The sequence below is a fragment of the Mesorhizobium sp. M0239 genome (assembly GCF_040321815.1).
GTDB lineage: Bacteria > Pseudomonadota > Alphaproteobacteria > Rhizobiales > Rhizobiaceae > Mesorhizobium.
This window is the reverse complement of the sequence record NZ_JAMYSG010000022.1, coordinates 68,029-91,422: the sequence shown is the minus strand read 5'-3', so window position 1 is coordinate 91,422 and position 23,394 is coordinate 68,029. Positions and strand designations below refer to the sequence as shown.

General features: G+C 59.3%; 20 protein-coding genes, 2 pseudogenes and 1 riboswitch. Of the genes and pseudogenes, 4 read left to right on the top strand and 18 right to left on the bottom strand.

Annotation, left to right across the window (positions count from 1 at the left end; all coding sequences use genetic code 11):
- Positions 1–160: 160 nt before the first annotated feature.
- The 9 genes from metE to NKI99_RS22645 all read right to left on the bottom strand — a co-directional run bounded on the left by metE (position 161) and on the right by NKI99_RS22645 (position 10,599).
- Entirely contained in the window at positions 161–2,512 is a 2,352-nt protein-coding gene (gene metE, locus NKI99_RS22685; protein WP_352612039.1) for a 5-methyltetrahydropteroyltriglutamate--homocysteine S-methyltransferase, read from the bottom strand.
- 95 nt (positions 2,513–2,607) lie between these two features.
- A riboswitch (cobalamin riboswitch) is annotated at positions 2,608–2,809 on the bottom strand.
- A 609-nt stretch (positions 2,810–3,418) separates the two neighbouring features.
- Positions 3,419–4,390, bottom strand: coding sequence for an alpha,alpha-trehalose-phosphate synthase (UDP-forming) (locus NKI99_RS22680; RefSeq protein WP_352612038.1), 972 nt, complete (start codon positions 4,388–4,390; stop codon positions 3,419–3,421).
- Positions 4,387–4,782 (bottom strand): trehalose-6-phosphate synthase, encoded by a 396-nt coding sequence (locus tag NKI99_RS22675; RefSeq protein ID WP_352612036.1) that lies wholly within the window; start codon positions 4,780–4,782, stop codon positions 4,387–4,389. Before NKI99_RS22675 ends, NKI99_RS22680 begins: the two co-directional genes overlap by 4 nt.
- A 769-nt stretch (positions 4,783–5,551) precedes the next feature.
- Positions 5,552–5,809: a hypothetical protein gene (locus tag NKI99_RS22670; protein WP_352612034.1), complete on the bottom strand. Its 258-nt coding sequence runs from the start codon at positions 5,807–5,809 to the stop codon at positions 5,552–5,554.
- 155 nt (positions 5,810–5,964) lie between these two features.
- The gene (locus tag NKI99_RS22665; RefSeq protein WP_352612033.1) at positions 5,965–6,957 is read right to left on the bottom strand and encodes an adenosine kinase; all 993 of its coding nucleotides are present in this window, start codon (positions 6,955–6,957) and stop codon (positions 5,965–5,967) included.
- A gap of 108 nt (positions 6,958–7,065) precedes the next feature.
- Entirely contained in the window at positions 7,066–8,241 is a 1,176-nt protein-coding gene (gene metK / locus NKI99_RS22660) for a methionine adenosyltransferase (protein WP_352612031.1), read from the bottom strand.
- Between the two features lie 53 nt (positions 8,242–8,294).
- Positions 8,295–9,632, bottom strand: a complete 1,338-nt coding sequence (gene glyA / locus NKI99_RS22655; protein WP_352612029.1) for a serine hydroxymethyltransferase — start codon at positions 9,630–9,632, stop codon at positions 8,295–8,297.
- Between the two features lie 28 nt (positions 9,633–9,660).
- A complete protein-coding gene (locus tag NKI99_RS22650) occupies positions 9,661–9,990 on the bottom strand; it encodes an ArsR/SmtB family transcription factor (protein WP_245260337.1) in 330 nt (109 codons plus the stop codon).
- A gap of 264 nt (positions 9,991–10,254) precedes the next feature.
- Positions 10,255–10,599 (bottom strand): recombinase family protein, encoded by a 345-nt coding sequence (locus NKI99_RS22645; protein WP_352612027.1) that lies wholly within the window; start codon positions 10,597–10,599, stop codon positions 10,255–10,257.
- Positions 10,600–10,955: 356 nt separating this feature from the next.
- Here NKI99_RS22645 and NKI99_RS22640 point away from each other — a divergent pair, with 356 nt between their 5' ends.
- Positions 10,956–11,294: a hypothetical protein gene (locus tag NKI99_RS22640; RefSeq protein WP_352612025.1), complete on the top strand. Its 339-nt coding sequence runs from the start codon at positions 10,956–10,958 to the stop codon at positions 11,292–11,294.
- Positions 11,291–11,767, top strand: coding sequence for a type II toxin-antitoxin system VapC family toxin (locus NKI99_RS22635; RefSeq protein ID WP_352612024.1), 477 nt, complete (start codon positions 11,291–11,293; stop codon positions 11,765–11,767). The genes NKI99_RS22640 and NKI99_RS22635 overlap by 4 nt, the downstream gene beginning before the upstream one ends.
- A gap of 800 nt (positions 11,768–12,567) precedes the next feature.
- On the opposite strand, the gene NKI99_RS22630 is transcribed toward NKI99_RS22635, so the two are convergent.
- The 5 genes and pseudogenes from NKI99_RS22630 to NKI99_RS22615 form a co-directional block, all read right to left on the bottom strand.
- Positions 12,568–13,062 carry a MaoC family dehydratase gene (locus tag NKI99_RS22630; RefSeq protein ID WP_352612023.1) on the bottom strand — a complete coding sequence of 165 codons (495 nt, stop codon included), beginning with the start codon at positions 13,060–13,062 and terminating at the stop codon, positions 12,568–12,570.
- 510 nt (positions 13,063–13,572) lie between these two features.
- On the bottom strand, positions 13,573–13,938 hold the full coding sequence (locus tag NKI99_RS22625) for a bifunctional hydroxymethylpyrimidine kinase/phosphomethylpyrimidine kinase (protein WP_352612022.1): 366 nt from the start codon (positions 13,936–13,938) through the stop codon (positions 13,573–13,575).
- A pseudogene (locus NKI99_RS22620) lies at positions 13,932–14,529 on the bottom strand (thiamine phosphate synthase); the annotation flags it as partial. The gene NKI99_RS22625 and the pseudogene NKI99_RS22620, both read right to left, overlap by 7 nt.
- Positions 14,526–14,787 (bottom strand): annotated as a pseudogene (locus NKI99_RS33885) (thiazole synthase); the annotation flags it as partial. The pseudogenes NKI99_RS22620 and NKI99_RS33885, both read right to left, overlap by 4 nt.
- A gap of 18 nt (positions 14,788–14,805) precedes the next feature.
- A complete protein-coding gene (locus NKI99_RS22615) occupies positions 14,806–15,963 on the bottom strand; it encodes a porin (RefSeq protein ID WP_352612021.1) in 1,158 nt (385 codons plus the stop codon).
- A gap of 998 nt (positions 15,964–16,961) precedes the next feature.
- On the opposite strand from NKI99_RS22615, the gene hemN reads away from it, so the two are divergent.
- Positions 16,962–18,323: an oxygen-independent coproporphyrinogen III oxidase gene (gene hemN, locus NKI99_RS22610; protein ID WP_023778367.1), complete on the top strand. Its 1,362-nt coding sequence runs from the start codon at positions 16,962–16,964 to the stop codon at positions 18,321–18,323.
- Positions 18,324–18,499: 176 nt separating this feature from the next.
- On the opposite strand, the gene NKI99_RS22605 is transcribed toward hemN, so the two are convergent.
- The 4 genes from NKI99_RS22605 to NKI99_RS22590 form a co-directional block, all read right to left on the bottom strand.
- Complete coding sequence (locus tag NKI99_RS22605; protein ID WP_023727257.1) at positions 18,500–18,691, bottom strand: hypothetical protein; 192 nt, start codon at positions 18,689–18,691, stop codon at positions 18,500–18,502.
- Between the two features lie 227 nt (positions 18,692–18,918).
- Positions 18,919–19,971 (bottom strand): NAD(P)/FAD-dependent oxidoreductase, encoded by a 1,053-nt coding sequence (locus NKI99_RS22600; protein ID WP_352612020.1) that lies wholly within the window; start codon positions 19,969–19,971, stop codon positions 18,919–18,921.
- A gap of 256 nt (positions 19,972–20,227) precedes the next feature.
- Complete coding sequence (locus NKI99_RS22595) at positions 20,228–21,883, bottom strand: MFS transporter (RefSeq protein ID WP_352612019.1); 1,656 nt, start codon at positions 21,881–21,883, stop codon at positions 20,228–20,230.
- A 211-nt stretch (positions 21,884–22,094) separates the two neighbouring features.
- A complete protein-coding gene (locus NKI99_RS22590) occupies positions 22,095–22,526 on the bottom strand; it encodes a hypothetical protein (protein WP_352612018.1) in 432 nt (143 codons plus the stop codon).
- A 570-nt stretch (positions 22,527–23,096) separates the two neighbouring features.
- Between NKI99_RS22590 and NKI99_RS22585 the strand changes: the two genes are divergently transcribed.
- Positions 23,097–23,384, top strand: a complete 288-nt coding sequence (locus NKI99_RS22585; protein WP_081726247.1) for a hypothetical protein — start codon at positions 23,097–23,099, stop codon at positions 23,382–23,384.
- Positions 23,385–23,394 lie beyond the last annotated feature (10 nt).

Below are 23,394 nucleotides of genomic sequence, written 5' to 3'. Positions count from 1 at the left end.
GCGTGGTGTCACATTTATATTTCTGCAGGATGAGGACACGTGCCGAAGGAAAATCGCACATTTTCGCCGTGTGGCTTATTTTCAAGAGTGTGATCGGTTTGGCATATTCCCGGCCGACATCCGCCACCGGCAACTCCCCACACGGTGAGGAAGAGAAGCCTTACGCCTGCACTTTCTGCCGGAGCGCGCGTGCTGCAGCGACCATGTTCATGAGGGCAGGGCGGACCTCCTCCCATTTGCGCGTTTTGAGGCCACAGTCCGGGTTTATCCACAGTTGGCCGTCGGACAGTCGCTCGCGGGCAAGCATGACTAAGTCCGAAATCTCGCCGACTTCCGGGACGCGTGGTGAGTGAATATCATAGACGCCGGGACCGATTTCGTTCGGATATTTGGAGCTCGTGAAGGCGTCCAACAGTTCCATCTTCGAGCGCGACGTCTCAATCGAAATGACATCCGCATCCATTCCAGCAATCGCGTGAATGATCTCGTTGAACTCCGAATAGCACATGTGGGTATGAATTTGAGTCGCGTCCTTTACACCCGTTGAAGCGATCCGGAAACATTCGACAGCCCAGTCGAGATAGACTTTCCAGTCAGATTGGCGCAGTGGCAATCCTTCGCGAAACGCGGCCTCATCGATCTGGACCATCCTTGCGCCGGATCTTTCGAGATCCATCACTTCGTCGCGGATGGCGAGCGCGATCTGGCGGCAGGCTTCGGAGCGGGGTACGTCGTCGCGAACAAAAGACCAGTTGAGAATGGTGACTGGGCCTGTGAGCATTCCCTTCGCGGGCTTTTCCGTAAGCGACTGGGCGAATTGCCACCAGCGCACTGTCATCGGATTGCGCCTCGATACGTCGCCGAAAATGATGGGGGGACGCACGTAGCGCGACCCATAGCTTTGTACCCACGCATGCTGGGTGAGCGCGAAGCCGGACAACTGCTCGCCGAAATGCTGTACCATGTCGTTTCGCTCGAACTCACCGTGCACCAGCACGTCCAGCCCGATCTCTTCCTGCCAGCGAATTGCAGCCTCGATCTCCTTCTTCAGGAACGTCTCATAGTCGACATAGCTCAGCTGGCCCTTCGCATGAGCGGCCCGCGCCTTGCGTACCTGCGGCGTCTGCGGGAAGGACCCGATGGTCGTCGTCGGGAACGGCGGCAGCCCGAGTGAGCCGGCTTGGACTCTGGAGCGCTCGCCAAAAGCGCTCTCTCGTCGCTTCGCGCTGTCCTCAATGCTAGCGATCCGCCCCTGAACAAGCGGGTCATGGATCCTCGTGGATGTCACGCGCGTGGCGGCAGCCTCGGCAGACGCTTTCAACGCGCCTGCCACCGCATCCCTGCCTTGGGACAGGGCCCGGGCCAGCAAGACCAGCTCGTCGGTCTTCTGGGCCGCGAAGGCGAGCCACGACCTGATGTCGGCGTCGAGTTCCGTCTCCATGCGCAGATCAATCGGCACATGCAGCATCGAGCAAGAAGGCGCGATCTCGACGCGGTCCAAGGGCCACCCGGCGACGATCGGTTTGATGCGGTCGAGAATGGCGGGCAGGTTCGCACGCCAGACGTTTCGGCCATCGATCAAGCCAAGCGAGAGCACCAGATCCTTCGGAGCGAGCCGACCCACCGTTTCCAGCTGCTCGGGAGCGCGCACGAGATCAATATGCAGCCCGGCCAGGGGCAGAGAAACCGCGGTTTCGAGATTGTCTCCCAGCGACCCGAAATACGTAGCCAGCATGATCTTCAGCTCGGGCGCGGCTTTCGACAGCTGGCCATAGGCGAATTCGAACGCAGCTCGTTCGTTCGGGTTCAGATCGAGGACAAGCGCTGGCTCATCGATCTGCACCCAGTCGGCTCCCGACAGCTTCAGCTTCTGCAGGACTTGCTCGTAAACGGGCAGCAGCCGCGGTAGGAGCGCGATGGGACCGAACCCCTCGGCAGGCGATTTCGCCAGCTTGAGGAAGGTGATGGGTCCAAGGATGACTGGGCGTGTGTGAATGCCGAGAGCTTTAGCCTCGAGGAAGTAATCGACCGGCTTCGATGACGAGAGGGCGAACGTCTGACCATCATCGAGTTCCGGCACAATGTAGTGGTAGTTGGTGTCAAACCACTTGGTCATTTCCATCGCGGTTACACCAGGTCCATGAGCCTCCTCCTGGTGACCAGCGTGTCCACAATCCTCCGTCTGACCCTGGTTGCCGCGCGCCATTGCGAAGTAGATGTCAAGTGGGACCTCGCCGCTATTCCAGCCGTAACGGGATGGAACGGCCCCGACCATGGCTGCGGTGTCGAGCACATGGTCGTAAAGCGAGAAGTCGTTCGACGGGATTTTCGACACGCCGCGATCGCGCTGCTCTTCCCAGCTAGCGGCACGGAGCGCCTTCGACGTCGTGAGAAGGTCGCCAGCGGACGATGTTCCGGACCAGTAGCTTTCAAGCGCGAATTTCAGTTCTCGCCGACGACCGAAGCGCGGCACGCCGAGCGTTGCTACAGGAATTTCCTGAGAGTCAGTCATGTCATACCCCGATGGTTGGGGCGCCGATGACAAGGAAGGCGCTAGCAGGCCGGCACGAACGCCGGCTTGCAGCGGCCACCGAGACACCCCGCCCGTGGACGTAATTCGCCGTGGCAGGTCTCCTGGCTCGCGGGGTCATAGCCTCTACCCGTCTTCCTGAGGGTATTCGCCTCAGTGACATGAGTGGGGTTGGCTCGCCGCTAACAGTTGCGGGGGCAGCGCCGGCATTGCACCGGCTTCCCTCTTAGCTCCGCTGCGGCAGCGCCGCACGCGAGAACCACGACACGCAGACAATCACAGCAGTCCGCTCTTTTGTCAATGACGCATAACGAAATGTTTATGTCGTTATGTGATTTCGCTTTTACGCTTGTCTAACATTGTGAAATATTCAGTCGCCCATTGGCGGCGCTGCTCCGCTGCCACCATTGTCCAACTAATGGATCCCTGTCGGGCTGCGACATCCCTCGCAGGTCGCCGATGAAGGATTTCGGACAAGACTTCAAGCGCGTGACAACGTCATTAGAATGCAGAAGATCGCATTGGTGGCGATGTTTAACGATGCGGCCGCAAGCCGTGCGTGCGTGGTAGAAGCGGTTTTCTCGGAGTGAGCGCCAAACCGTGGTCCGAGGGGAATTGGCACGCCAGTCGTCATCACGGGTGACTAGGCAATCGTGATGACTCCGCTCGGCGGCAAGAGACCACACTGACGGAGCCTGGCTCAAGGGTCTGATGCAAAGCCCGACTGTGGTCCCGATAAGCCGCTTAAGCCGCATTCAGGCGGTCAGGATAAGTATCTCTCTCTCCAAGCGCTCGGCATTGAGGGATGCGCAAATGGAGGCAAAGCTCGCGTGCTTCATATTCTGCATCATACGATCGGCAGGACCCAGTTTTTATCCAGTGCACGCGTCAGCGCGTGTGCAATTCTGGCTCGGTCCGATACGAAGGCATTTGGGCCTCGCTGATCCAGCCCAAGCCAACATAGTGGAAGTGATCCGCAGGGACCGTAACCCGGCTGCTGTCCAGTTGCCGAACGAAGTCCGCTGACCAATGGTGGATCGTATACGCTTCAAGTTTGTCCATCATCCTCCGCCAGCGTTGGATGCGTTCTTCGCGCGGCATGCTGGCCGCTCTTGAGATCGCGGTAGCTATCTCGTCGGAGAGCCTCGGATTTACCAGCAGGGCGTCCTCGCCGAAGTCTTCGGCCGCGCCGGCAAACTTCGATAACACCAGAACGCCAGGGTCGCTCGGATCTTGTGCAGCAATGTATTCTTTCGCCACAAGATTCATGCCATCGCGCAACGGCGTCACAACGCAAACACGCGCGGCTCTGTAAAGACCCGCTATCTCAGCTTGGGTGAACGACCTGTTCTCATAGATAATCGGCATCCACTCGTCCGTGCCATGCCGGTTGTTGACTTGATTGACGAGTCTTTCGACGTCGCGCCGATATTCGCTGTACGCTTGGATGTCGCCACGTGAGGGAGTTGCGATTTGCAAGAGCGAGACACGTTGCGGCTCGACTGCCAGCAGATCGAAAGCTTTAATCCGATTGTCAATGCCCTTGGTGTAGTCGAGCCGATCGACGCCGATAACTAGCTTTGCTCCGCCAAGTTTCAACTGCGAAATGTAGGCTTTCTGCGCCTCAAGCGAATCTGCGGCACACCGTTCGAATTGCTTCGGATGGATACCTATAGGAAACTTTTGGCATTGCGTTTGGCCACGGTCCGAGAAAACGACCTCGTCCTTGCTCTCCAGCCCCAAATGAGATTGGACACAGGCGAGGAAATTGCTCACATCACGGTCGGTCTGGAAACCGAGCAGATCATACTCGAGCATACATTTCATTAGCTCGCCAGAATTGGGCACGCGCTCCATCATGTCAGACTTGGGCCATGGCGTATGCAGGAAATGGCCGATCGGCCGTCAATGCCGAGTCTGTGCAAATCAGCGCCGAGCGGCAGGAAATGATAGTCATGAACCCAGTAGACTGCGTTATCTCCCAATTCGGACACCGCGCGCGCCATGAAGGCATTGACGTCGCGATAACTTTTATAATCCTCTTCCGAGCCTGAGATTCGGTCCGGCAGCGAGTGGAGCGCCGGCCACAATATTGAATTTGCAAAACCTTGATAGTACCGAGGATATTCCGCTGCCGGCCCATCGAGCCACCCGATTTGACCTTTGCCACGCTGCACGAGTGGCACCTGGTGCTTATTGCCGTCGCCCAGATGTTCGGAAAAACCTACCCAGACCGCGCCGGAACGCTCCACAACGCACTCCAGGGCCGCCGAAAGCCCGCCTGTCTTGGGCTGATCAGAATTGACAGTCGCACCGCGATTGGAAATTGCGATAAGACTCCTATGTGGCTGCTGGGCCGCCGTGTTGAAGCGCTGGTCTGCGGCTGAGACAACAGGACGGGACGGGCCAACTTCGGCTTGTTGTTCTCGCTCCTGTGGCAAGTCTCTCAGGGGTTATTCAAAAGCGATTAGTTCGCGAACAGCCCCAGTTTGCCATGTGAGGTTCCGGCGCGGCGAGTTGGCGTTGTTCAATGCGTCCATTTCATGCCTCCGTTGAATATTTCCCCAGATGGAGCAACTGGCATTCCCAGATTGGCACACCCCCTGCTGACGAGAATCTGACGAGCGTCAGAGCAAATGGCGACCGATTGTCGCGTTTCGGCTTCGGCGCCCTCAAGAACCTGCTTATCGCGAAAATAGCTGGCAACGCGATCGAGCGGACCGTGCTTGCGGTAATTGTCGATTGTTCGGATAAGAGATACACCCAGTAAATGCGAACACCTGTTGAAATGAACTGAAACTATGTCGCTGCCGCCAAGGCTGCCCGGCCCGTGATGCGATTCTGCGTCTGCCGAAGAGTTTTGACACGGAGATCGGAGAGGGCGGGATAGTCCCTTTCCGCCCGTCAGGGATCGTTTTTGTCGCAATCCCTTCCTCGTTGCCTCGACGATCCCAAAATCGTGGAAGCCAGACCGCGATGCCTAGGTTCGGATGTGTGAAATACCAGCTAGGCGAACACTTCCTAATATCCGCGAATTCCGGGGTTCACATCCGGCGCCTCGTCGAGATTGACGAAGATGAAGCCCTGCTGCCAATTCCGCTGGTCCAGACCAATGGCGAACCAGTCTGCCCGCATTCGGCATCGTGGGACGTGATCGCAAATCAAGTGCTCCGACGGACGCCGCGAGTTCTCCGTCACCTCCGGAACCTTACTGGCCTTCCCCAAGCTGAGCTTCTGGAAAATGCCGGTGGCGATCTGGATGACGATGAATGCCGTCAAGGCAAGCCCGCCTTGCACCGCTCTCCAGCTAGCTCCACGGCAGCAGCATCGGTCAGTTCTCCGAAGCGAATGGCTGTCGCTATCAGCGAGCTTTGACGCAGTTCGGCCACTGCGATGATCGCGTCAGTAGGGCAGCTGGTTAGTTGCCCGCGCATCTACAGCAACCCAGCCCGTTCCGCCTCGCGGCGCAAATTCTGCCTTGGCCTTGGGCCGATCTGCTGGATCACCTGGCCGGCCGCCAGCGAGCCAAGATCGCCGCAGGTCTTGAGGTCGCGGCCCTGCGTGTAGCCATGCAGGAAACCGGCGGCGTAGAGATCGCCGGCTCCCGTCGTGTCGACCAGCTCCTTGATGGCGGTCGCCTTGATGATCACGGTCTCGTCGCCGCGCACGATAACCGAGCCCTTTTCCGAACGGGTCACAGCGGCGATCCGGCAGTCCTTGCGGATCTGCGCCAGCGCCTCGTCGAACGACGATGTCTGGTAGAGCGACTTGATCTCGTGGCTGTTGGCAAAGACGATGTCGACCGTGCCCGAGCGCATGAGGTCGAGGAATTCGTCGCGGTAGCGGTCGACGCAGAACGAATCCGACAGGGTCATTGAGACTTCGCGGCCCGCCGCATGCGCCAGCTTGGCTGTCTGCCGGATTGCTTCCTTGGCGCGCGGCGGATCCCACAGATAGCCTTCGAAATAGGTGACCTTGGCGCCAGATGCCTTGTCGGCCTCGACATCCTCCGGTCCGAGCTCTACGCAGGCGCCGAGATAGGTGTTCATCGAACGCTCGCCATCGGGGGTGACGAAGATCATCGAGCGCGCCGTCGGCGGCTCGCCCTTGAGCGGCCTGGTGTCGAAGGCGACGCCCTGGGCATGGATGTCGTGAGCGTAGATTTCGCCCAGCGTATCGTTCGAGACCTTGCCGAAGAAAGCGGCGCGGCCGCCGAAGGAGGCAACACCTGCCGCCGTGTTGCCGGCACTGCCGCCGGAGGCCTCGATCGCCGGCCCCATGCGGCTGTAGAGCAGTTCGGCGCGCTTTGTGTCGATGAGGTTCATCGCGCCCTTGATGATGCCGTTGGTCTCCAGGAATCCCTCGTCGCACTGGGCGATGATGTCGACAATGGCATTGCCGATGCAAAGCACGTCATAATCCGGCATCAATGTCTCCGCCAAAAAACCCGAGCCGGCTTCTCGCCACGCGGCCAGGCGCGGGTCTGCCCGGTGGAAATGGGCTTTCCGCTTTGCCAATCCGTTCGCCGGCGGCTCTCACGGGGCGGCGAGTCCTGCCTCGCGACGCAATTCGTCCGCCCTGTCTGTCTTCTCCCAGGTGAAATCAGGCTCTTCACGGCCAAAATGGCCATAGGTCGCTGTATTGCGGTATATAGGTCGTAAGAGATCAAGCATCTTGATAATGCCTTTCGGTCTGAGATCGAACAACTCAAGAATGAGGCGCTCGATCCTGCTTTCCTCAACCCTGGCTGTCCCGAACGTGTTGACCATGACGGAAACCGGACTGGCCACGCCGATTGCGTAAGCAAGCTGCACCTCGCACACGTCCGCAAGTCCGCTGGCGACGATGTTCTTTGCGACATAGCGGGCCGCATAGGCAGCTGAGCGGTCAACCTTGGACGGGTCCTTGCCCGAGAAGGCGCCGCCGCCATGACGACCCATCCCGCCATAGGAATCGACGATGATCTTGCGTCCAGTGAGACCGCAGTCGCCGCGCGGCCCGCCGACTACGAACCGCCCCGTCGGGTTGACCAGAATTCTGATGCCTTCCGTCTCCAGGTGGGTCGGCAGGACAGGCTTTATGATTTCCTCAATGACGCCCTCGCGGACAGTCTCTTGCGAGACCTGCTCGTCATGTTGCGTCGACACGACGATGGTATCCAGGGCGACCGGGCGCAACCCCTCATAGCGCACTGAGACTTGGGATTTCATGTCAGGACGCAACCAGCCAAGCTGTTGTGCCTTCCGGACATACGCCTGCCGTTTCGTCAAGCGATGAGCGAGCTGGATCGGCAAAGGCATCAGGGTATCGGTTTCGCGGCATGCGTAGCCGAACATGAGGCCCTGATCTCCCGCTCCCTGCTGGAGGTCTTGCCCTCTTCCCTCGTCAACGCCTTGGCTGATGTCGGGCGACTGCTCGGTGAGGGCATGAACGACGGAGCAACGCCGGCCGTCAAAGCCGACGGCCTCGTCGTCGTACCCAATGTCGAGAATCGTATCACGCGCAACTTTGCTATAATCCACCTGGGCATCGCTGGTAATCTCGCCAGCCAGAACGACTATCCCTGATTTTACCAACGCTTCACAGGCGACGCGCGCCTTGGGATCTGTGCGGAGGATGGCATCGAGGATGGCATCCGAGATGTTGTCGGCCAACTTATCCGGGTGCCCGGCGCCAACCGATTCGGAAGAGAACACGAACTGCCTAGCCATGAATACCTCGCTTCGGGTGTTGGATGTGGTATGGGCATTTTGCTTGGCCCACCTTACTTGTCGGAGATGCCCGGGACCTCAAACGCAGCGCACAAGTCGGCAACGTCTCTTCGCACGCAGGCATGGAGATCTTCGTCGTCTGGCCGCTGGAGGACGGAGTCAATGAAGCCAGCAATTTGCTCCATTTCCACATCGCGCATGCCCATTGACGTCACTGCTGGCGCCCCCAGGCGAATTCCGCTTGTGACCGCCGGATCCCGCGGGTCGCCAGGCACCATATTAAAGTTTGTGATGATTCCTGCCTTTGCTAGTCGCTCGGCATAGGCCTTGCCCGATAGTGGCCGATCGCGAAGATCAAGGATCAGCATGTGATTGTCCGTCCCCCCGGTCACCAGGTCATAACCTCGCTCAAGCAGTGCATGTGCCAGAGCCTTGGCATTCTTGACCGTCTGTTGGCCGTAGCTTCGGAAGGACGGGTTCGCGGCTTCGTGCAAGGCAACCGCTAGCGCAGCGATGGCATTCATGTGGGGCCCGCCTTGCAGGTGAGGGAAGACCGCCCGGTCTATTCGTCTGGCGAGATTGTATTTGCTCTTTGTATGATACAGGGCCTGATAGCGATCTTCGTTCCTTGACAAAATGAAGCCACCGCGGGGACCGCGGATCGACTTGTGGGACGTGCTGCTGACCACGTCGCAATGGGCCACGGGATTCGGGTGCGCTCCCGCGGCAATCAGGCCGCTGATGTGCGCAATGTCGGCTACGAGATAGGAGTTCGCTTCCAGGGCAATTTCTGCCATTGCCGCGTAGTCAAAGACACGCGGGTAAGCGGTTCCGCCGACCCAAATGAGCCGCGGCCGTTCCCGCTTGGCTGTCTCGCGCAAGCGGTCATAGTCAATCTGCTGTGTCTTTTCATCTAGTCCATAGGGCACGCGTTGATAGTCAGTTCCGGAAAAGTTGATGGCCCAACCATGGGTCAGATGGCCCCCTTCCGGAAGGGGCAAGCCCATGACTTTGTCACCGGGACTCAAAAGCGCACGATAGACAGCCTGGTTGGCCGGCGAGCCGGAATAAGGCTGGACGTTGGCATGCTCGCTGCCAAATAGTGTTTTCAGGCGCTCAATGGCTAGATTCTCAAGCTCATCAACGATCTCGTTTCCAGCGTAGTAGCGCGCACCGGGGTACCCCTCGGCGTACTTGTTCGTGAAAATCGAGCCGTTCGCTTCCAGCACGGCCGAGGACGCAAAGTTCTCTGAGGCGATGAGCTTGAGGGTCGTCCGCTCCTGCCGCTCCTGTCTCAGAAGCAGCTCGTGAACGCGGCAATCAACCGCGGCCAAGGAAGACCGCCCGTGGGTGTCGGGCTGTGCGATCGCGCCGTCGGCGGAGTTGTCCATGGTAGCTTCGCGCTCCAATTAGATTGACCTATTTCACGATCAAGCACGCGGTCCCTTTCGGCCGCGTGTCTCGTACCGCTTCGAGCCGCTGCAGGTCCTGTTTATGATAGCCGTCGCGATGGGGCAGGAGATCGACCAATAATTGAACCAGCCCGCCGTCGTTGGATCCTGCGTTGAGATGGTACGAGCGCCACGGAGGCTGTTCGTTGCAGCAAAGAAAGTCGGCTCTGGCGAGCAGCCGGACGTGTCGCGCAACCCGCTCTCGACACACGCCCAGAATCTCCGCTAGCTCGCAGACAGTTAGGTCCGCATGCGCACAAAGGCCCAGGATTCGAAGGCGGTCAGGATGCGCTGCCATGCGTAGGCGACTAACCAGTGTCATCATGGCTCAGGACCAAGTCCTACCGAATTTCTCATTTCGCGTTCTCCACAGAAGTTGCAGATTTCGAAGGTTGTCCAACGACCGGACAAATCTCGGTGGCCGTGACGACCGTCGATATCCTGTGTCGAACAAACAAATCGGCGCTCTTCTTGCCTTTAGCCGAAATTGCAAGCAGTTCGGCCAGTCGAAGATAAGCGGGGCCACGGTTTGGAACCACTGACCTCAGACGTTGCAATAAGCCTACCATTCACAGCGAGCCGAAGTTGCTAAGAGTCTATGAATTTCCTTGAAGGATCTGTTGCAACGTTTGCCCAGCCTGGCCTGCTCCCGGTTTGCAGCGGTCATGGTCAGGCGATCCATCGCCTCTGCGAGCACGATCAGGAATTTGCCCTGCATCGCATCGCTGATCAGCTCCTGAAGGCCGGGACACAACAGCGACGCGCCGCAGATCGCGCGGTGGGTATTGCTGTCGAGGACTGTCCAGCCTTGCTTTTCAGCACGCAAGCAGCAGAGCCGCAACTGATCCTCGATCGAGGCGTCTCGGTGATTGTCAGTTGAGTAGCGAGCGCCAAGCGCGACCTTCATGAGGCGGCCCCTTACTCCGGGACGCGGTCTGGCTATCCGTTTCGGCTTGAACGAAATCCCGTGCGGCCTGTCGCGCCAGCAGCCGGACCAGATTGACGAAGCGTCGATCGGGCTTCGGCGACGCAGGCACAGCCCATTCGCGGGCCGCGCCGGCGACCACACGAAGCTTTTCGGCTGTTGCACGCTTCGGTCGCGCTATGATCGCGTTCCTGTCCTGACGCGAAATACTCCGTTTCGCGACAATGATGCCAAGTCACAGTGCTTCGACAAGATGTAAATTCTTTGTGATCAATAACGCGCGTCGCGCAGGAGCCAGTGCTGGCCGATGACAGGGCACCTTGTGCTCCGAAGAAGCCATGGCTATATATCCGGATAGAGAACGGAGGCACGCTGTGGGCAACACTGCACAGAAGAGAGCCATCGAGAATTATCGCTCTCGCCTGGCTGAGCGCGGCATCGCGCGGTTCGAGATCCAGGCGTTCGACGCAGACCGCGATCTACTGCGAACTCTTGCCCGAAAATTAACGGAGAGCGGGCCGGATGCCCGACAGCTCCGTCGGACCATACAGCAAGCCGTGGCGGGTGAGCCACCGAAAGCGGGCAGCATTCTCGCCGCGTTGCGTCGCTCGCCTCTGGTTGGCTCCAATCTCGACCTCAGCCGGCCGCGCGAAGAGGGGCGCAAGATCGACCTGTGACGCGCTACCTTCTTCATACCAATATCATCAGCAACGTCATAAAGCCGGAGCCTTCGGGCTCGTTGCTGGCCTGGATGGGCGCGCAGAAGGACGAAGACCTCTTCATTGCTTCGCTTACTGTCGCCGAAATTCGCCGAGGCATCCTAGAGAAGCCGAAGGGGAAAATCCGCAGCAGCCTTGAAACTTGGTTCGAGGGCTCCGAAGGCCCGCAAGCGCTGTTCGCTGGCCGCGTGCTATCGTTCGACGAGAAAGCTGGCCTCGTGTGGGCGCGGCTGATGGCCAACGGCAAAGCCAGAGGCCGTTCGCGGAGCGCCCTAGACACAATCATTGCCGCTGTAGCCGAAGCCAACGAGTGTGTCGTAGTGACCGACAATGAAAAGGACTTCGAGGACGTTCAGATAATCAACCCGCTCCGCAGCTCTGGAAGCCAAGCGGGTGATGATAGCTCCAACGGTCCGGCCGATTCAATTTGAGGATTTCAGCGGCACGGAGTCCGAACGTCTCGTGTTCGCCTACCTTTAGCGATGGCTGGATTGATCTTGCTTAGTTCGGCCAGGGCGTCTCTTCCAGTTCCGCTTTAATGCCATCCCGGTTCATCTAGTCAGCTCGATCTACCAACAGTTCGCTCGCACGAGCGCCGCGGACAAGGCGCGATCGCAGGGACTGCGCGATATGCGTGTCGAGCTCGTCCATCTTACACTCGATCTCGGCTTCGAAGGCCTCTCGCCAAACGCCACTGTAGTCGATGCCGCGCGCGGCTCGGGGCCTTCTCATCGAGGCTTTCTCGCGACTGGTCTGGCGCGCTACCAATGGCAAGTTCGCCCGCCGGGAACTCGTCGGTCTGTACTCCCAGCTCTGGGCGTCCACATCAACTGCGGAGGCTCTTGGCATCGCCGTGTTCTGCCTTTAGCTGGCAGCTCTCGAGCTCGACGAGCAGCCGATCAGCGACACCCGCGACCTCAAGTTCGACCCGATTAACTCGATAACACCCTATTGGCAGATTCAGTCGGGGAGGATCTGCCCACTCCGATCACAAGCCGATCTTTCAACCCCGTGGTCGGGAATTCTCCATGGACTTCGTGAAGAAGGAATGCAGCGCCGAAAGCCGAAGCGCTTCCGATACATCGACGCCCCTTCCGAGACGGAGCCCCGATTAGGCATTCCTGCCACTCTATCTAGCCGACCCCCGTGGCCGCGTTGCCGATCGGTGCGCACTGGTCGCCTACATCGCCCCGGCACGTGAAGATCGTCTCTGCTGACGCTCGTTGACAATTCAGGCCGCCTCCGGCTGGCGTTTGATCAGCGTCAGCGTCAACCAGCGCGCGGTCAGCGCCGGCTTTTTCGAGCCCTCGATCTCAATCGTCACGCCTAGCGCCGTCTGCACCCAGCCCGACGGCCTGACCTTGACGTCGGCCAGTACGAAACGGGTGCGGATGCGCGATCCGGTTTTCACCGGCGCCAGGAAGCGCAGCGATTCGAAGCCATAGTTGACACCCATCTTGCAGTTTTCGAGCGGCCGCATGGTCTCGAAAGTCATCGCCGACAAAAGCGAAAGCGACAGGAAGCCATGTGCGATGGTGCCGCCGAACGGCGTCTCGCGCTTGGCGCGCTCCGCATCGCAGTGGATGAACTGGTGGTCATCGGTGGACTCGGCGAACTGGTCGATCATCCGCTGCGAGACCACCCGCCACGGCGACACGCCGACTTCCTTGCCGACGCTGGCCAGAAGCTCGTCGAGACTGATCGGTTCCAAGCTAATGTCCTCCATTTCAACCGTCCGAAGCGCGAGCGGCTTCATTCCGTGAACAGTGTCAGCCCATGCTGCACCGACTGCCGGCCATCCATCGGCAGGATGGCTCCGGTGAGATGACTGCCGTCACAGCTGCACGAATAGAGCGTTCCGCCGGCAATCTCATTCGGCGCACCGATGCGGCCGATCCGAACATGGCTGCAGACGAGCCGGCTTGTACTCGGTCGCGGTGCGCGTCGTGCAGGCAGCCGAAAGCAGCTCGTCTTGCTACGGATGATCATTCCGCCGGCGCCGCTATGCGGTATTGTCGCAGATTGATAAAATCAATTGTCTGGATAGGAACCATCCGTGTCTCGAATGGTGGAGGAGTAGTCCAGCAGACGGGGTAGCTTGTGGTCCTTCTTGAAGCGCGCCGACCTCATTGGCCGCTAGCTCTGAGCCGGCAAGAAGCGCCAGTTCAATGACATTGGGTGTCGACACGGCAAAGCGGCATCAGATGCTACTTCATGATGCGGGATGGCGCTTGCTTCAAGAAGCGCTCGGCCTGACGTGGAAGCCAGCACCGGATCTGGACTGTCGATATGCGCCCGATATTCGCGCAGCACAGCCTGCAACCGCAGCGACGATGATCTCAGCCGTTGCGAGCATGCCAACCTTGGTGCCGGCCACTCTGTTAGCTTGAAGCGCAACGCGCATTTGACCCGTCACCAGACCGGGTTGCGTAACTTGGATTCCAAGGCGTCTTCCTGGGTTTGCACCGTCAGCGCGCTGACAGCAAAGGCAGGTGCGCACGTCAAGGCAAGCGATCGTCTCGATCTCGCGGGCAATTCCAGCCCCACCGCGGGAATCTGACCCGACAACAACGAGCAGATGCGGTTCTCGCCCCAGCGCCATTGTTCTGTCTTTCGATGCATTCTCGCGTGCGCGCTTCTGGGGCGTCGTTCAGCGCAAAGTCGGTGACCACGGCTGCGCTTTCCGCGCCAGCCTCGAAAAACGCCTTCGAGCCGGTCAGGTTGAGGCCGCCGATGGAGACCAATGGGATCGGCGCGACCTGGTGCTTCCACTCGCTGATCCGCTCGAGCCCTTGCGACGCCCATTCATCTTCTTGAGGCTAGTTGGATAGACTGGGCCGAGCGCCACATACTCCGGCTCGGCCATTGGCGCCGTTTCCAGTTCGGTGTGATCGTGGATCGAAAGACCGAGCTTCAATCCGGCGTATTTAATCGTCAGCATCGGCGGCAGCCAAATCCTTTTGACCAAGATGGACGAAGTCGCAGCCTTCCTCGATTGCCGTGCGCCAATTGTCGTTGACGCTCACTTGGCAGCCATGGACCGCGCAGGCGTCGTTCGCGCGGCGGATTTCCGTCTGCAGTCCTTTCTCGTCCATATCCTTTATCCGGAGCTGCAGCAGACGCACGCCGAGCGGCGCCAGCCGGTCAACCCAGCCGGCACGTCGAAATTCAGATAGAAGGGATCGAGCTTCATGAGAAGACAGCCCTGCCGACCTTCGGTGAGTAGCGCGGTTCGAGCATTCCAGTGCTAGCTTCACGAATGGCATCGACCGCCCTTGCCGAACGCACGCGCCATGCCGACCGGATCGGCCGCCCCTCGGGACCGCCGTGTTCAGGAGCACGGCGTCAAACTGAGCTCCATGACGGTCGCCGCGTACGACGGCCGTCCGAGCCGTGCATCCACAATCAACGGAATGTAGGGGAAATGTCCGCGCATCAACTGGACCTCGGAGCTCAACGCTTCATCGCATTAGAATGAGCGTTCGAAACGCAGGATACCGCCGACACTGCTCTTCTTGTTGGCATTGGTCCAGTTCACTTCGGAAGCTTTCACCTTTCCGACGGCGGAGCCTCCGTAGCGGTCATAGTCGAGTTCAGCCGTAACTGTGAAATCTGGAAGAATCGCATAGGCGACGTTCGCAGCGACACCATAGTTCTTGAGCTGATCACCCGAGAGCTGAAGGTTGAACGAAGTTGTCTCGTTGAGCTCGTAAGCGGCGCCAGCCCAGAAAGCCCAGTTCCCGCCCCAAATCTTATAGAAGCCGCGACCATGAGCGTCGATCGCGTTGATGGAGTCGTCGTTGAGCTTGCCATTGGAACCGTAGCCGAACATTCCGAACAGCAACAGTTCGTCGGTGACATTGATGTCGACACGGACCTTAGCGGCCACCGATTCGTAGTTGCTATCATAACCAGCAACGCCGGTGATCGCTCCCCAGCCATGTGTGTATTTCAAGCCGCCGACTATGTGCGGAGCGTAGTTGTCGATTGTGCCCACCACGCCTGAGCCTTCTTCGAGCGAAACCACGGCCGAAAAGCCGTTCGCGGCGTCGAAGTAGTACTGGACCACATTGGTATCCAAAGCGCCGTACGGAACCGGCGTCTGGTTGAGTACGTCACCCGCGCCGCCAATAAACATGTCGAAGGCCGACCAGTCCTTACCAACTCGGAGGCCACCAAGCTGAATCCAGGCGAAAGTCAAGATGCTGTCTCCGTTGAAGGCATAGGACCGAGAACTGTCCGAAACCGAAGTGTGGCGGTTACCGAAATTCACGCGGGTTTCGGTGTAGGTCTTCAACGTGCCGAGTTCGGTCTCCTGGCCGGTCCAAGCTTTCAGTTTGAAGCGCGTGTTGTTTTGCCATGTACCCTGATCCTCACCAGTCCTCACATCTGAGGTTCTTGCGTGGTCAAACAATCCGACATCGCCCAAGCCCACGTAGTAGCTAAGATAGCCGCCGATGCGCAGGCAGGTCTCGGTGCCTGAAATATAGACGTAGCTGGAGCCGTAGACGTCGCAGATCTTGAGGTACTCAGTCGGATCAGGCTCGGGGACGATGATCACGGCGCGAGCGTCGGAAGCGGCGATCAGTGCCGCAGTTGAGCCGAGGAGGAGGCTCCCAATGGTCATTGTTGATCTCCGTCTAAATAGTAAAAGGAATCGAGACCGATAAATGATTTTTGCCAAGCAAACGATTGATAGCGAATCAAGCTTAATTCTAGGAGTGTTGCTGCACCTGCCACCTTATGAGAATTTAGAATGTGGTTGAGACTTGCTGTCACATTTATTAAGCATTTATCACTCCAGACGATCATACAACATTTTTGTATAATTACCCTTTTCACCTCCGCGGCGGGCCTCACAAAGGGTACTACTGCAAATGACGTGCCACCCTGACGACCCAGCTGCGGCTTGAAGCTCAAATGTGCGGGCGGACCTTGGTTCGCGCTTCCGTTCTTTTTGCCGTGCGGATCCACCCAAGCACGAACGGCAAACGTTTCGGCTACGGTTCGTCTGTTCGCTTCGCGACAGTTTGGCTTAATGGCGACGGCATTGTTTGCTGTGAGCCCCGCCGTTGAGGCATCATGCGGCGGCCACCGCTCGGTACGACGCCGTCACTTTGGCGAGCTGATGGTCGATAACCACGCGCCGCAGCCTTGCACCACTGAGTCGGTAGGCGCCAGCCTTGGCATTGCGGCGGACCTGACGGTCGCGCGGAGCAGGTTTTCGTGCTGAAGCGGCGCGCCACAGCTAATGCTTCTTGCCAGCAATTCACACAACGAGCTCATCGAGACGGCAGAGATCATTATGGGCGGCGCTAGCTGGCGTGCAAAGTCTGGACCCAACACCGTATTGTCTCATCGGATGCGGCATCTGCGCTCAGAAGAGTCTCCCACGCGCAGATGAAGGGAAGGGACGTCGAACAAAACGGTGCGCGTGAGGGTTTCGGCGGGAACACCATCGTCAGTCGCTGACCGAGTGCGCTCAGACCATCGCTGTCCAGCCAAGACTGAACGGCGCCCATTGCTAAAAAATTTCGAGCCCAAAGCGGAACGGACTGACATAGCGCAAAGACGCAGGCGAGCGCAGCGGTAAGGTTGGATGTTATCAGCATGGGACGGTGACCGTTGCAGACCACGAAATTTCGAGAGGCCCGGCTGCCTTGGTACACTATCTATCCGGCTGTGTCGGAGTTCTCTGGGGCGGTCGGCGCCGAGGCTTATGAGGAATGGCTCAGGAACCTGCCGGCTGATGATCCGGTGTCACTCTACCTGCACGTTCCGTTCTGCCGATCAGCCTGCTGGTATTGCGGCTTCCCAACCACCATCACCCGCCGTGATGCGCCCATCCTCAACTATCTGGCGGCGCTGCGAGACGAGATCCGTCTGGTTTCGGAGCGAGTGCCGAAGACGTTGCCCGTGAGCGACATACATTTCGGCGGCGGAACGCCGTCTCTCATCGGACCAGCCGAGTTCCTCGCTCTGATGGAGTTCCTGCGATGCCGCTTCGCCATCTCGAAAACAGCTACGGTCGCCATCGAGATCGATCCACGAACACTCACGCCCGAGATGGCGGAAGGCTTGGGAGCGGCCGGCGTGAACCGCGCGAGCCTGGGCGTACAGAGCTTCGATCCCATTGTTCAAAAAGCGATCAACCGAATCCAGAGCGAGGCCCAGACGTCGGCTGCCGTGGAAGTGCTGCGCCGGCATGGAGTAAGCCGCATCAACTTCGACCTCATCTACGGCCTGCCGCGTCAAACGGTGGAGTCGTGCGTCGAAACAGTGAGGGCGGCGGTCGCCATGCGCCCCGACCGGCTTGCCTTGTTCGGCTACTCGCACATCCCATCCCAAGTAAAGAATCAGCGCCTCATCGAGGCGGAATTTCTTCCCGACAGCGCTGCCCGCGCTGAACAGTATGCGGCTGTCGCCGTGACGCTGATTGCCGCCGGCTACCGACAGATCGGGCTCGACCATTTCGCCTTGCCGGACGACGAGCTCGCGCTGGCACAGGAAACAGGTCGCCTGCGACGTAACTCGTTGGGCTACTCGGCCGATACCTGCAGAACCCTGATCGGTTTCGGCGCGTCGGCTATCGGCCGCATCGGCCAGGGATACGTTCAAAACGAAGTTACACGGGATTCCTACATCCAGCACATCGCAGCTGGCCGACTGGCGACATCGAAGGGCCATCGCCTCACAGACGACGACCGCGTGCGAGCCGCAATTATCGAGCGATTAATGTGCGATTTCGAGGCTGACGTGCCGGCAATCTGTGTCGCCCACGGATCTGATCCGATCCGTCTTCGCGATTCGGCTGAGCGCTTGGCCATGCTGGCCAAGGACGGGATAGTGGACTTCGAAAACGGCTTTGTCCGCGTACGGCGGGAGCATCGCTTTGGGATTCGCGCTGTCGCTGCCGCATTCGATGTGTTTAGGGATGGCGTTACGTATATCCCGCAGCAGCTTAATGCGATGCAAAGCACGACATAGTCCGGCATCAATGTCTCCGCTTGGAACCGCCGGCCTACTTGCCACGCCGGCCGGGCGCTGGTCTGGCAAGTGGGCTTTCCGTTTGTCAATGCGTTCGTTCCCGCCCCTCACGGGGCGGCGAGTCCCTGCCGTGAGCGCCTCACCCGCGAGGCCACATGGCGGCCGTGGAGATTACCTCAGCAGCGGCGCCCGATCGGAAACCTTAGCACCTCAGCGCTTTGGCGTGGCTGCTTGAACTCTTCGACGGCAACCGCCTCAATTAGCAGGTCCAAGGCTTCGCGGCCCCTTTGACTCATCGGGTCATCCCCACAAAGGTAGTCATACGCTCGATCTAAATGCACTCGGGCGGCGGAAAAATCGCTTGTCATATCATAGAACCCTCTCTACCCGCCCGCATTGCCGTCTACGAGGTGAAGGTAGTGCAATCGTCAATATATACAGACAAATTTGAATTAAATCGGAGATGATCATGGAGGTCGAGTTCCCTGACCTGATGCCGCCATCGAGCCCGCCGACGACCACTCGCTGGCGCTCGGTCGTTCATAAGTGCCGAGCACCCCGTCCCGAGACCACCTCTGACCTCCCTCCTTCGATGCTAGACGCGTGGAAGACATGGCTGCGCCGCCGCTGCGAGAAAGGCGTGTCCCATCGCGCGGCGGCTGCATAGTGGGCAGCCAGCGCCGGGAGCTAATCGGCAAAGCCGCGTGTGGCGATTTTGCATAGCGGGCGCAGGCGAATCGCCACGCCCGTCCAGCATGTCCGATGCCGCGTAGGCCGCCAGGATCCCTGAGCGGAGTGCATGCACGATCCCGCGTGATGACAGTGGATCGGCACAGAACAGGCAGTCGCCCGCCGCGACCCAGCGGTCACCGGCGGCGGGATCGATCGTTGCGGTTCCCGCCGCCTTGATCATGCTGGCGGTCTCGATTGCGTTGGGCGGCACGAGCGGCGCGATGGACTGCGTTGCGGCTAAAGCGCGGTACCAATGTCCGGCTTTGCGCAGTTCGCTGCCCAGATCCGGATCGGTGAGGCACGCGCAAGTCGGCGCTGTACCACCAGCCTTCGGGACGCGCCTCGACGACCATGCTGCAATCGCCCGGTGCGCGGTCGAAAAAGCGTGTGTAGGCGGCAAGATGTCCGTGCATGGTGAGCTTGGCGCCGAAACATCGGGCCAGCCTCCAACTGGACCGGTCGCCCAACCACGGCGCGCGGCAACGATAGCTTCATCGGCCAGCTTGAGCAGCCAGCCTTGATCGTCGCGCACTGCCGAACCCACGGCCGAGCCAAACCGCGTGTCCACACCTGCCGCCTTGGCCGCCTGCACCATCAGCCGGTCGAATCGCGTCCGGTCGAGCTGCCAGCCGGCACCTTGAGCGGAAAACATGCCGTGCCGCTCGCTGGGAACTTCATTGGCCCACACCGAAACAAGCGCACGATTTTCAACGAAGCCGGCCTCGGCGAACGGCGTCCAGACACCAAGCTGACGCAGCAGCCCATTCGCTACTGCCGGCAGCACCTCTCCCGGCTTTGGCCGATCATGCCTTCCTGCTTCCAGCAACAGCACGCTCCGCGCGGGTGCATCGTTGCCAACGCCAGTCCGGATGTGGTCGCCGCCGAACGTGATCGTCTCAGCGAGCTGGCGGGACAAAATGCCAACCTCAAGATAGCGTTGGCCCGGATCAGCGAGGCGGACTGAGGAAGACTTTAAATTCAAGAGGTGACACGCGGCAATAGTCGCGTGCCGCTGTAGCCCCAGGCTCCGCTTCACCGTGGGGACCGATCGGTCGCACTCTCAGCCTGGGGTTCTTCTCTGCCACCCATCATCGAATTTTGGTGGATTGTCCGTCTCCCGCACCGGTTTGAGCGCGATAGACAAGAATCGCGTTTTCTGTGCCGGCCGGGCTTCAATGACGGGGATGGCGAAAAGCTGAGTGCTCGGGCTTGCGGGCCGAGCTTGTCGGTCGCTCGATGGAAAGTGTCATCTGAGGCGCTTCCTCTCCCGCGTGCAACTGGAAGACACGCTCGTCCAGTTCCTTGTCCACTTCCGTCAGACGATGATTGAGGCGAAGGTAGTCCGTCCAGGTCGGCGTGCGGAACGTTTCCGTCCAATGCATAGGCTTCTGCAAGTTCCGCTGGAGCGTCCAATTCCGAGCACCGACCCGGCTGTGTACATGACGCCGCTGCCGCATGAGGTCGAGGAAAGCCTCGAGATTTCTCTCGGCTATCAGATATTCGATCTTGACCACGATCGGGCCGCTTCTCGGCTTCAGATTGAGAGCGACAGCCGGGGCATCGAATTCCTCCAGAGGATCGGGCTCGGAGTCGCGGCGCTCGCGAAGAGGAAACAGAACGCCGGCTGCAGCGACGAACATCAGGGAGGCAGCGGAACCCTCCAGCGCCAGGGCCAGCGAATGGTTTTCGGCCACCGTGCCCCACACCCAGCTGCCGAGCGCGATGCCACCATCTATCAAAGCATAGTAGATCGAGATGGTGCGCCCCACGACCCAGCGCGGGCTTGCCAGCTGCACGCTCACACCGACCCCTGACCAGGCGGTGACCCAACCCGCGCCGCCCAAAGCGAGTGCAATTGCCGCCACCCCGATCGAAGTTGTCAGTGCCAGGGAAAGTGAGCACGCCGCGCAGGCGACGCAGGAGAGCCTCATCAGCCGCTCCTGCGACAAGCTCCGTCTGAACAGGCTGTTGGAGAGGCCAGCGAAGACGGCTCCGGTCCCGAAGCCGGCCATGAGCGCGCCATAGGCGAGCGGGCCTCCTCCCAGTTGATCGCGGACAACCACCGGCAGCAGCGCGAGTATGGCGATGCTCGCCAAGCCAAAGAGGGTTCCGCGCGCGATCGCGGCCTTGATTTCCGATGACATCGCCGTGAAGCGCAGCCCGTCATAGATCGCCGTCCTCATCGACTCGCGTGGAAGAGGGGAAGAACGAACCTTCCACTTGCAGCGCCAAATAGTGGCCAAGGGTACGAAATAGGTGAGCGTGGTCACCGCGAATGCCGCCATAAGGCCAAACGAGGCAACTACAATGCCGCCGAGCGCCGGGCCCACAGTCCGGACGGTATTGAATCCAACAGAAAGCAGGGTGACGGCAGCGGGAACATCTCGTCGATCCACAATATCGCCAACCGACGCTTGCCAGGCCGGATCATTGAGAGCACCGCCGCTTGCGATCAAGAAGCTGAAGCCGAGGATCATCCACGGACTGACAAAGCCCAGCGCCACCGATGCGGTCAGCATCGCGGAGGCAGTCACCATAAGGCACCGACCGGCGAACATGACCCGGCGCCGGCTGAAATTGTCAGCGAGAGCCCCGGCGAAGACAGACAAGACGAAGGCGGGCAGGTTCGATGAAGCCTGAACCAACGCAACCATCAGATCGGAAGTCGAGATCGTTGCCATCAGCCAGCTGATGGCGACAGTCTGCATCAACCAGCCGAGGCTTGAAACCTGCGTGGCGAGCCAGATCGAGCGAAAGGTGGGCTGCAGAAGTGGCCCAAAGGTCGTTGGTGCAGCCAAATCTTCGTTTGATCCAGCCACCCTACTCATTTTGCGATCCTTTGCTTTCCGTTATTGTCGCTTCCCATGTAATCTAGGCTGAACCGTGGCGGCTGGAAGAATAGATGGACCCATTTGTCTCCGGCGATGTGGCCACAGTTCCTCCTGACCAGTGGTCTGGCGGCCGAGACGCAGAAATGGGCCGGCTCACTCGCCTTCGGCGACATGTTGCTGAGCCGGAATTCACATGTCATTTGAGGCATCATGCTCGTTCGACGCGCTGCCGAGCGATTTTTCGCGAAACGTTACCCTGTTCTTTTGTTGGAAACTCACTCATCAGCGGCGTTCGATGCTGAGTGTGGCTTCCGAAAAGTGAGGACGCTTGCAGATCTTTGACAGGATCAATTCCCTGCTTGACGCAGACGATTGCCACGCCGCGATCGAAGACGCCCGCGCCCTGCTCCTTCAGTTCGGACAAAAGTCTGATGCGCTCACACATGCGATTGACGAGTTTCTGCTCGACCTGATGACATTGGCTTTCATTGTCGAATGTTACGGACGCGGCTTTGAACTCCTGGCGCGAACGCTTGCCCGTAGAAGGCTGGTGAAGATCAGACTTTTGTCGGGAGGGATTGGCCGGGCAGAAATGGTTCCAAAGTCTGATGGCTGAACCGGCGATCGCGCCGCGTTGCAATTGACGACGTGGCGACCGCCAAAAAAAGGGCCATCGGAAAACCGAGGCCCTTTAGGTTAAAGTCAAAACCTTCAGAGGGGAACAGCTGGTACGATGGAATGGGAGGAAACCATCGCGTGCATCAGCTGTAAGCTTAATCGTTAAAATTTGCGCAATGCGCAAACACATATTGTGCAATGCAGCTATGCAGTAACGCAAAGCCTCAAGTTACAAGATCGAGTTTGGAAATGTTTGCTGCTCGTACGGTGATGGGCGAGATCCTTAAGCATGTACGGCGGCATGATGGACGCTTGCAAGCATCCAGACAAGATTACCGCGAAGCTAAAATAAGAGGTTCGGTCCAATCGGCGATGCTCAATAGCCGCGCCATTCTGGTTCCGCCGGGCGTTACATCGCCTCGCCAAGTTGAGGATGTATTGGTCGCGAGCAGCCGCGCGCCAATTTGGAACCCACGACCATATGCAACGATTGGGCACTGTCCGAAGAAGGCCGAGAACTGTTGAAAATGCGCTAGATGGAGATATTCTGAATTGGAACGGGGGCCTGGTTCATCGCCAAAGCGAGACATGGATGAAAAGCAGATCGCGCCCAACGCCTGATCCAACCATTGCAACGGAAGTCCCCTGGTCGGAAAGCCTAACCGCATATGATGACAAGCATTTCGAGCTCTATTTGAAGCTCATGGACGCTTGCGCCGACAGTGCCAGCGAAGAGGAGATGGCGCTGGATGTACTGGGGATCGATCCGGTCAAAGAGCCCATCCGCGCCCGTAAGGCCCTTCGCAGTCATCTCAAACGGGTGCTCTGGTTTATGCATGAGGGCCATAAGGAACTGCTTCCAAGCCGGCCGCCTCAATAACTGCGGCGCC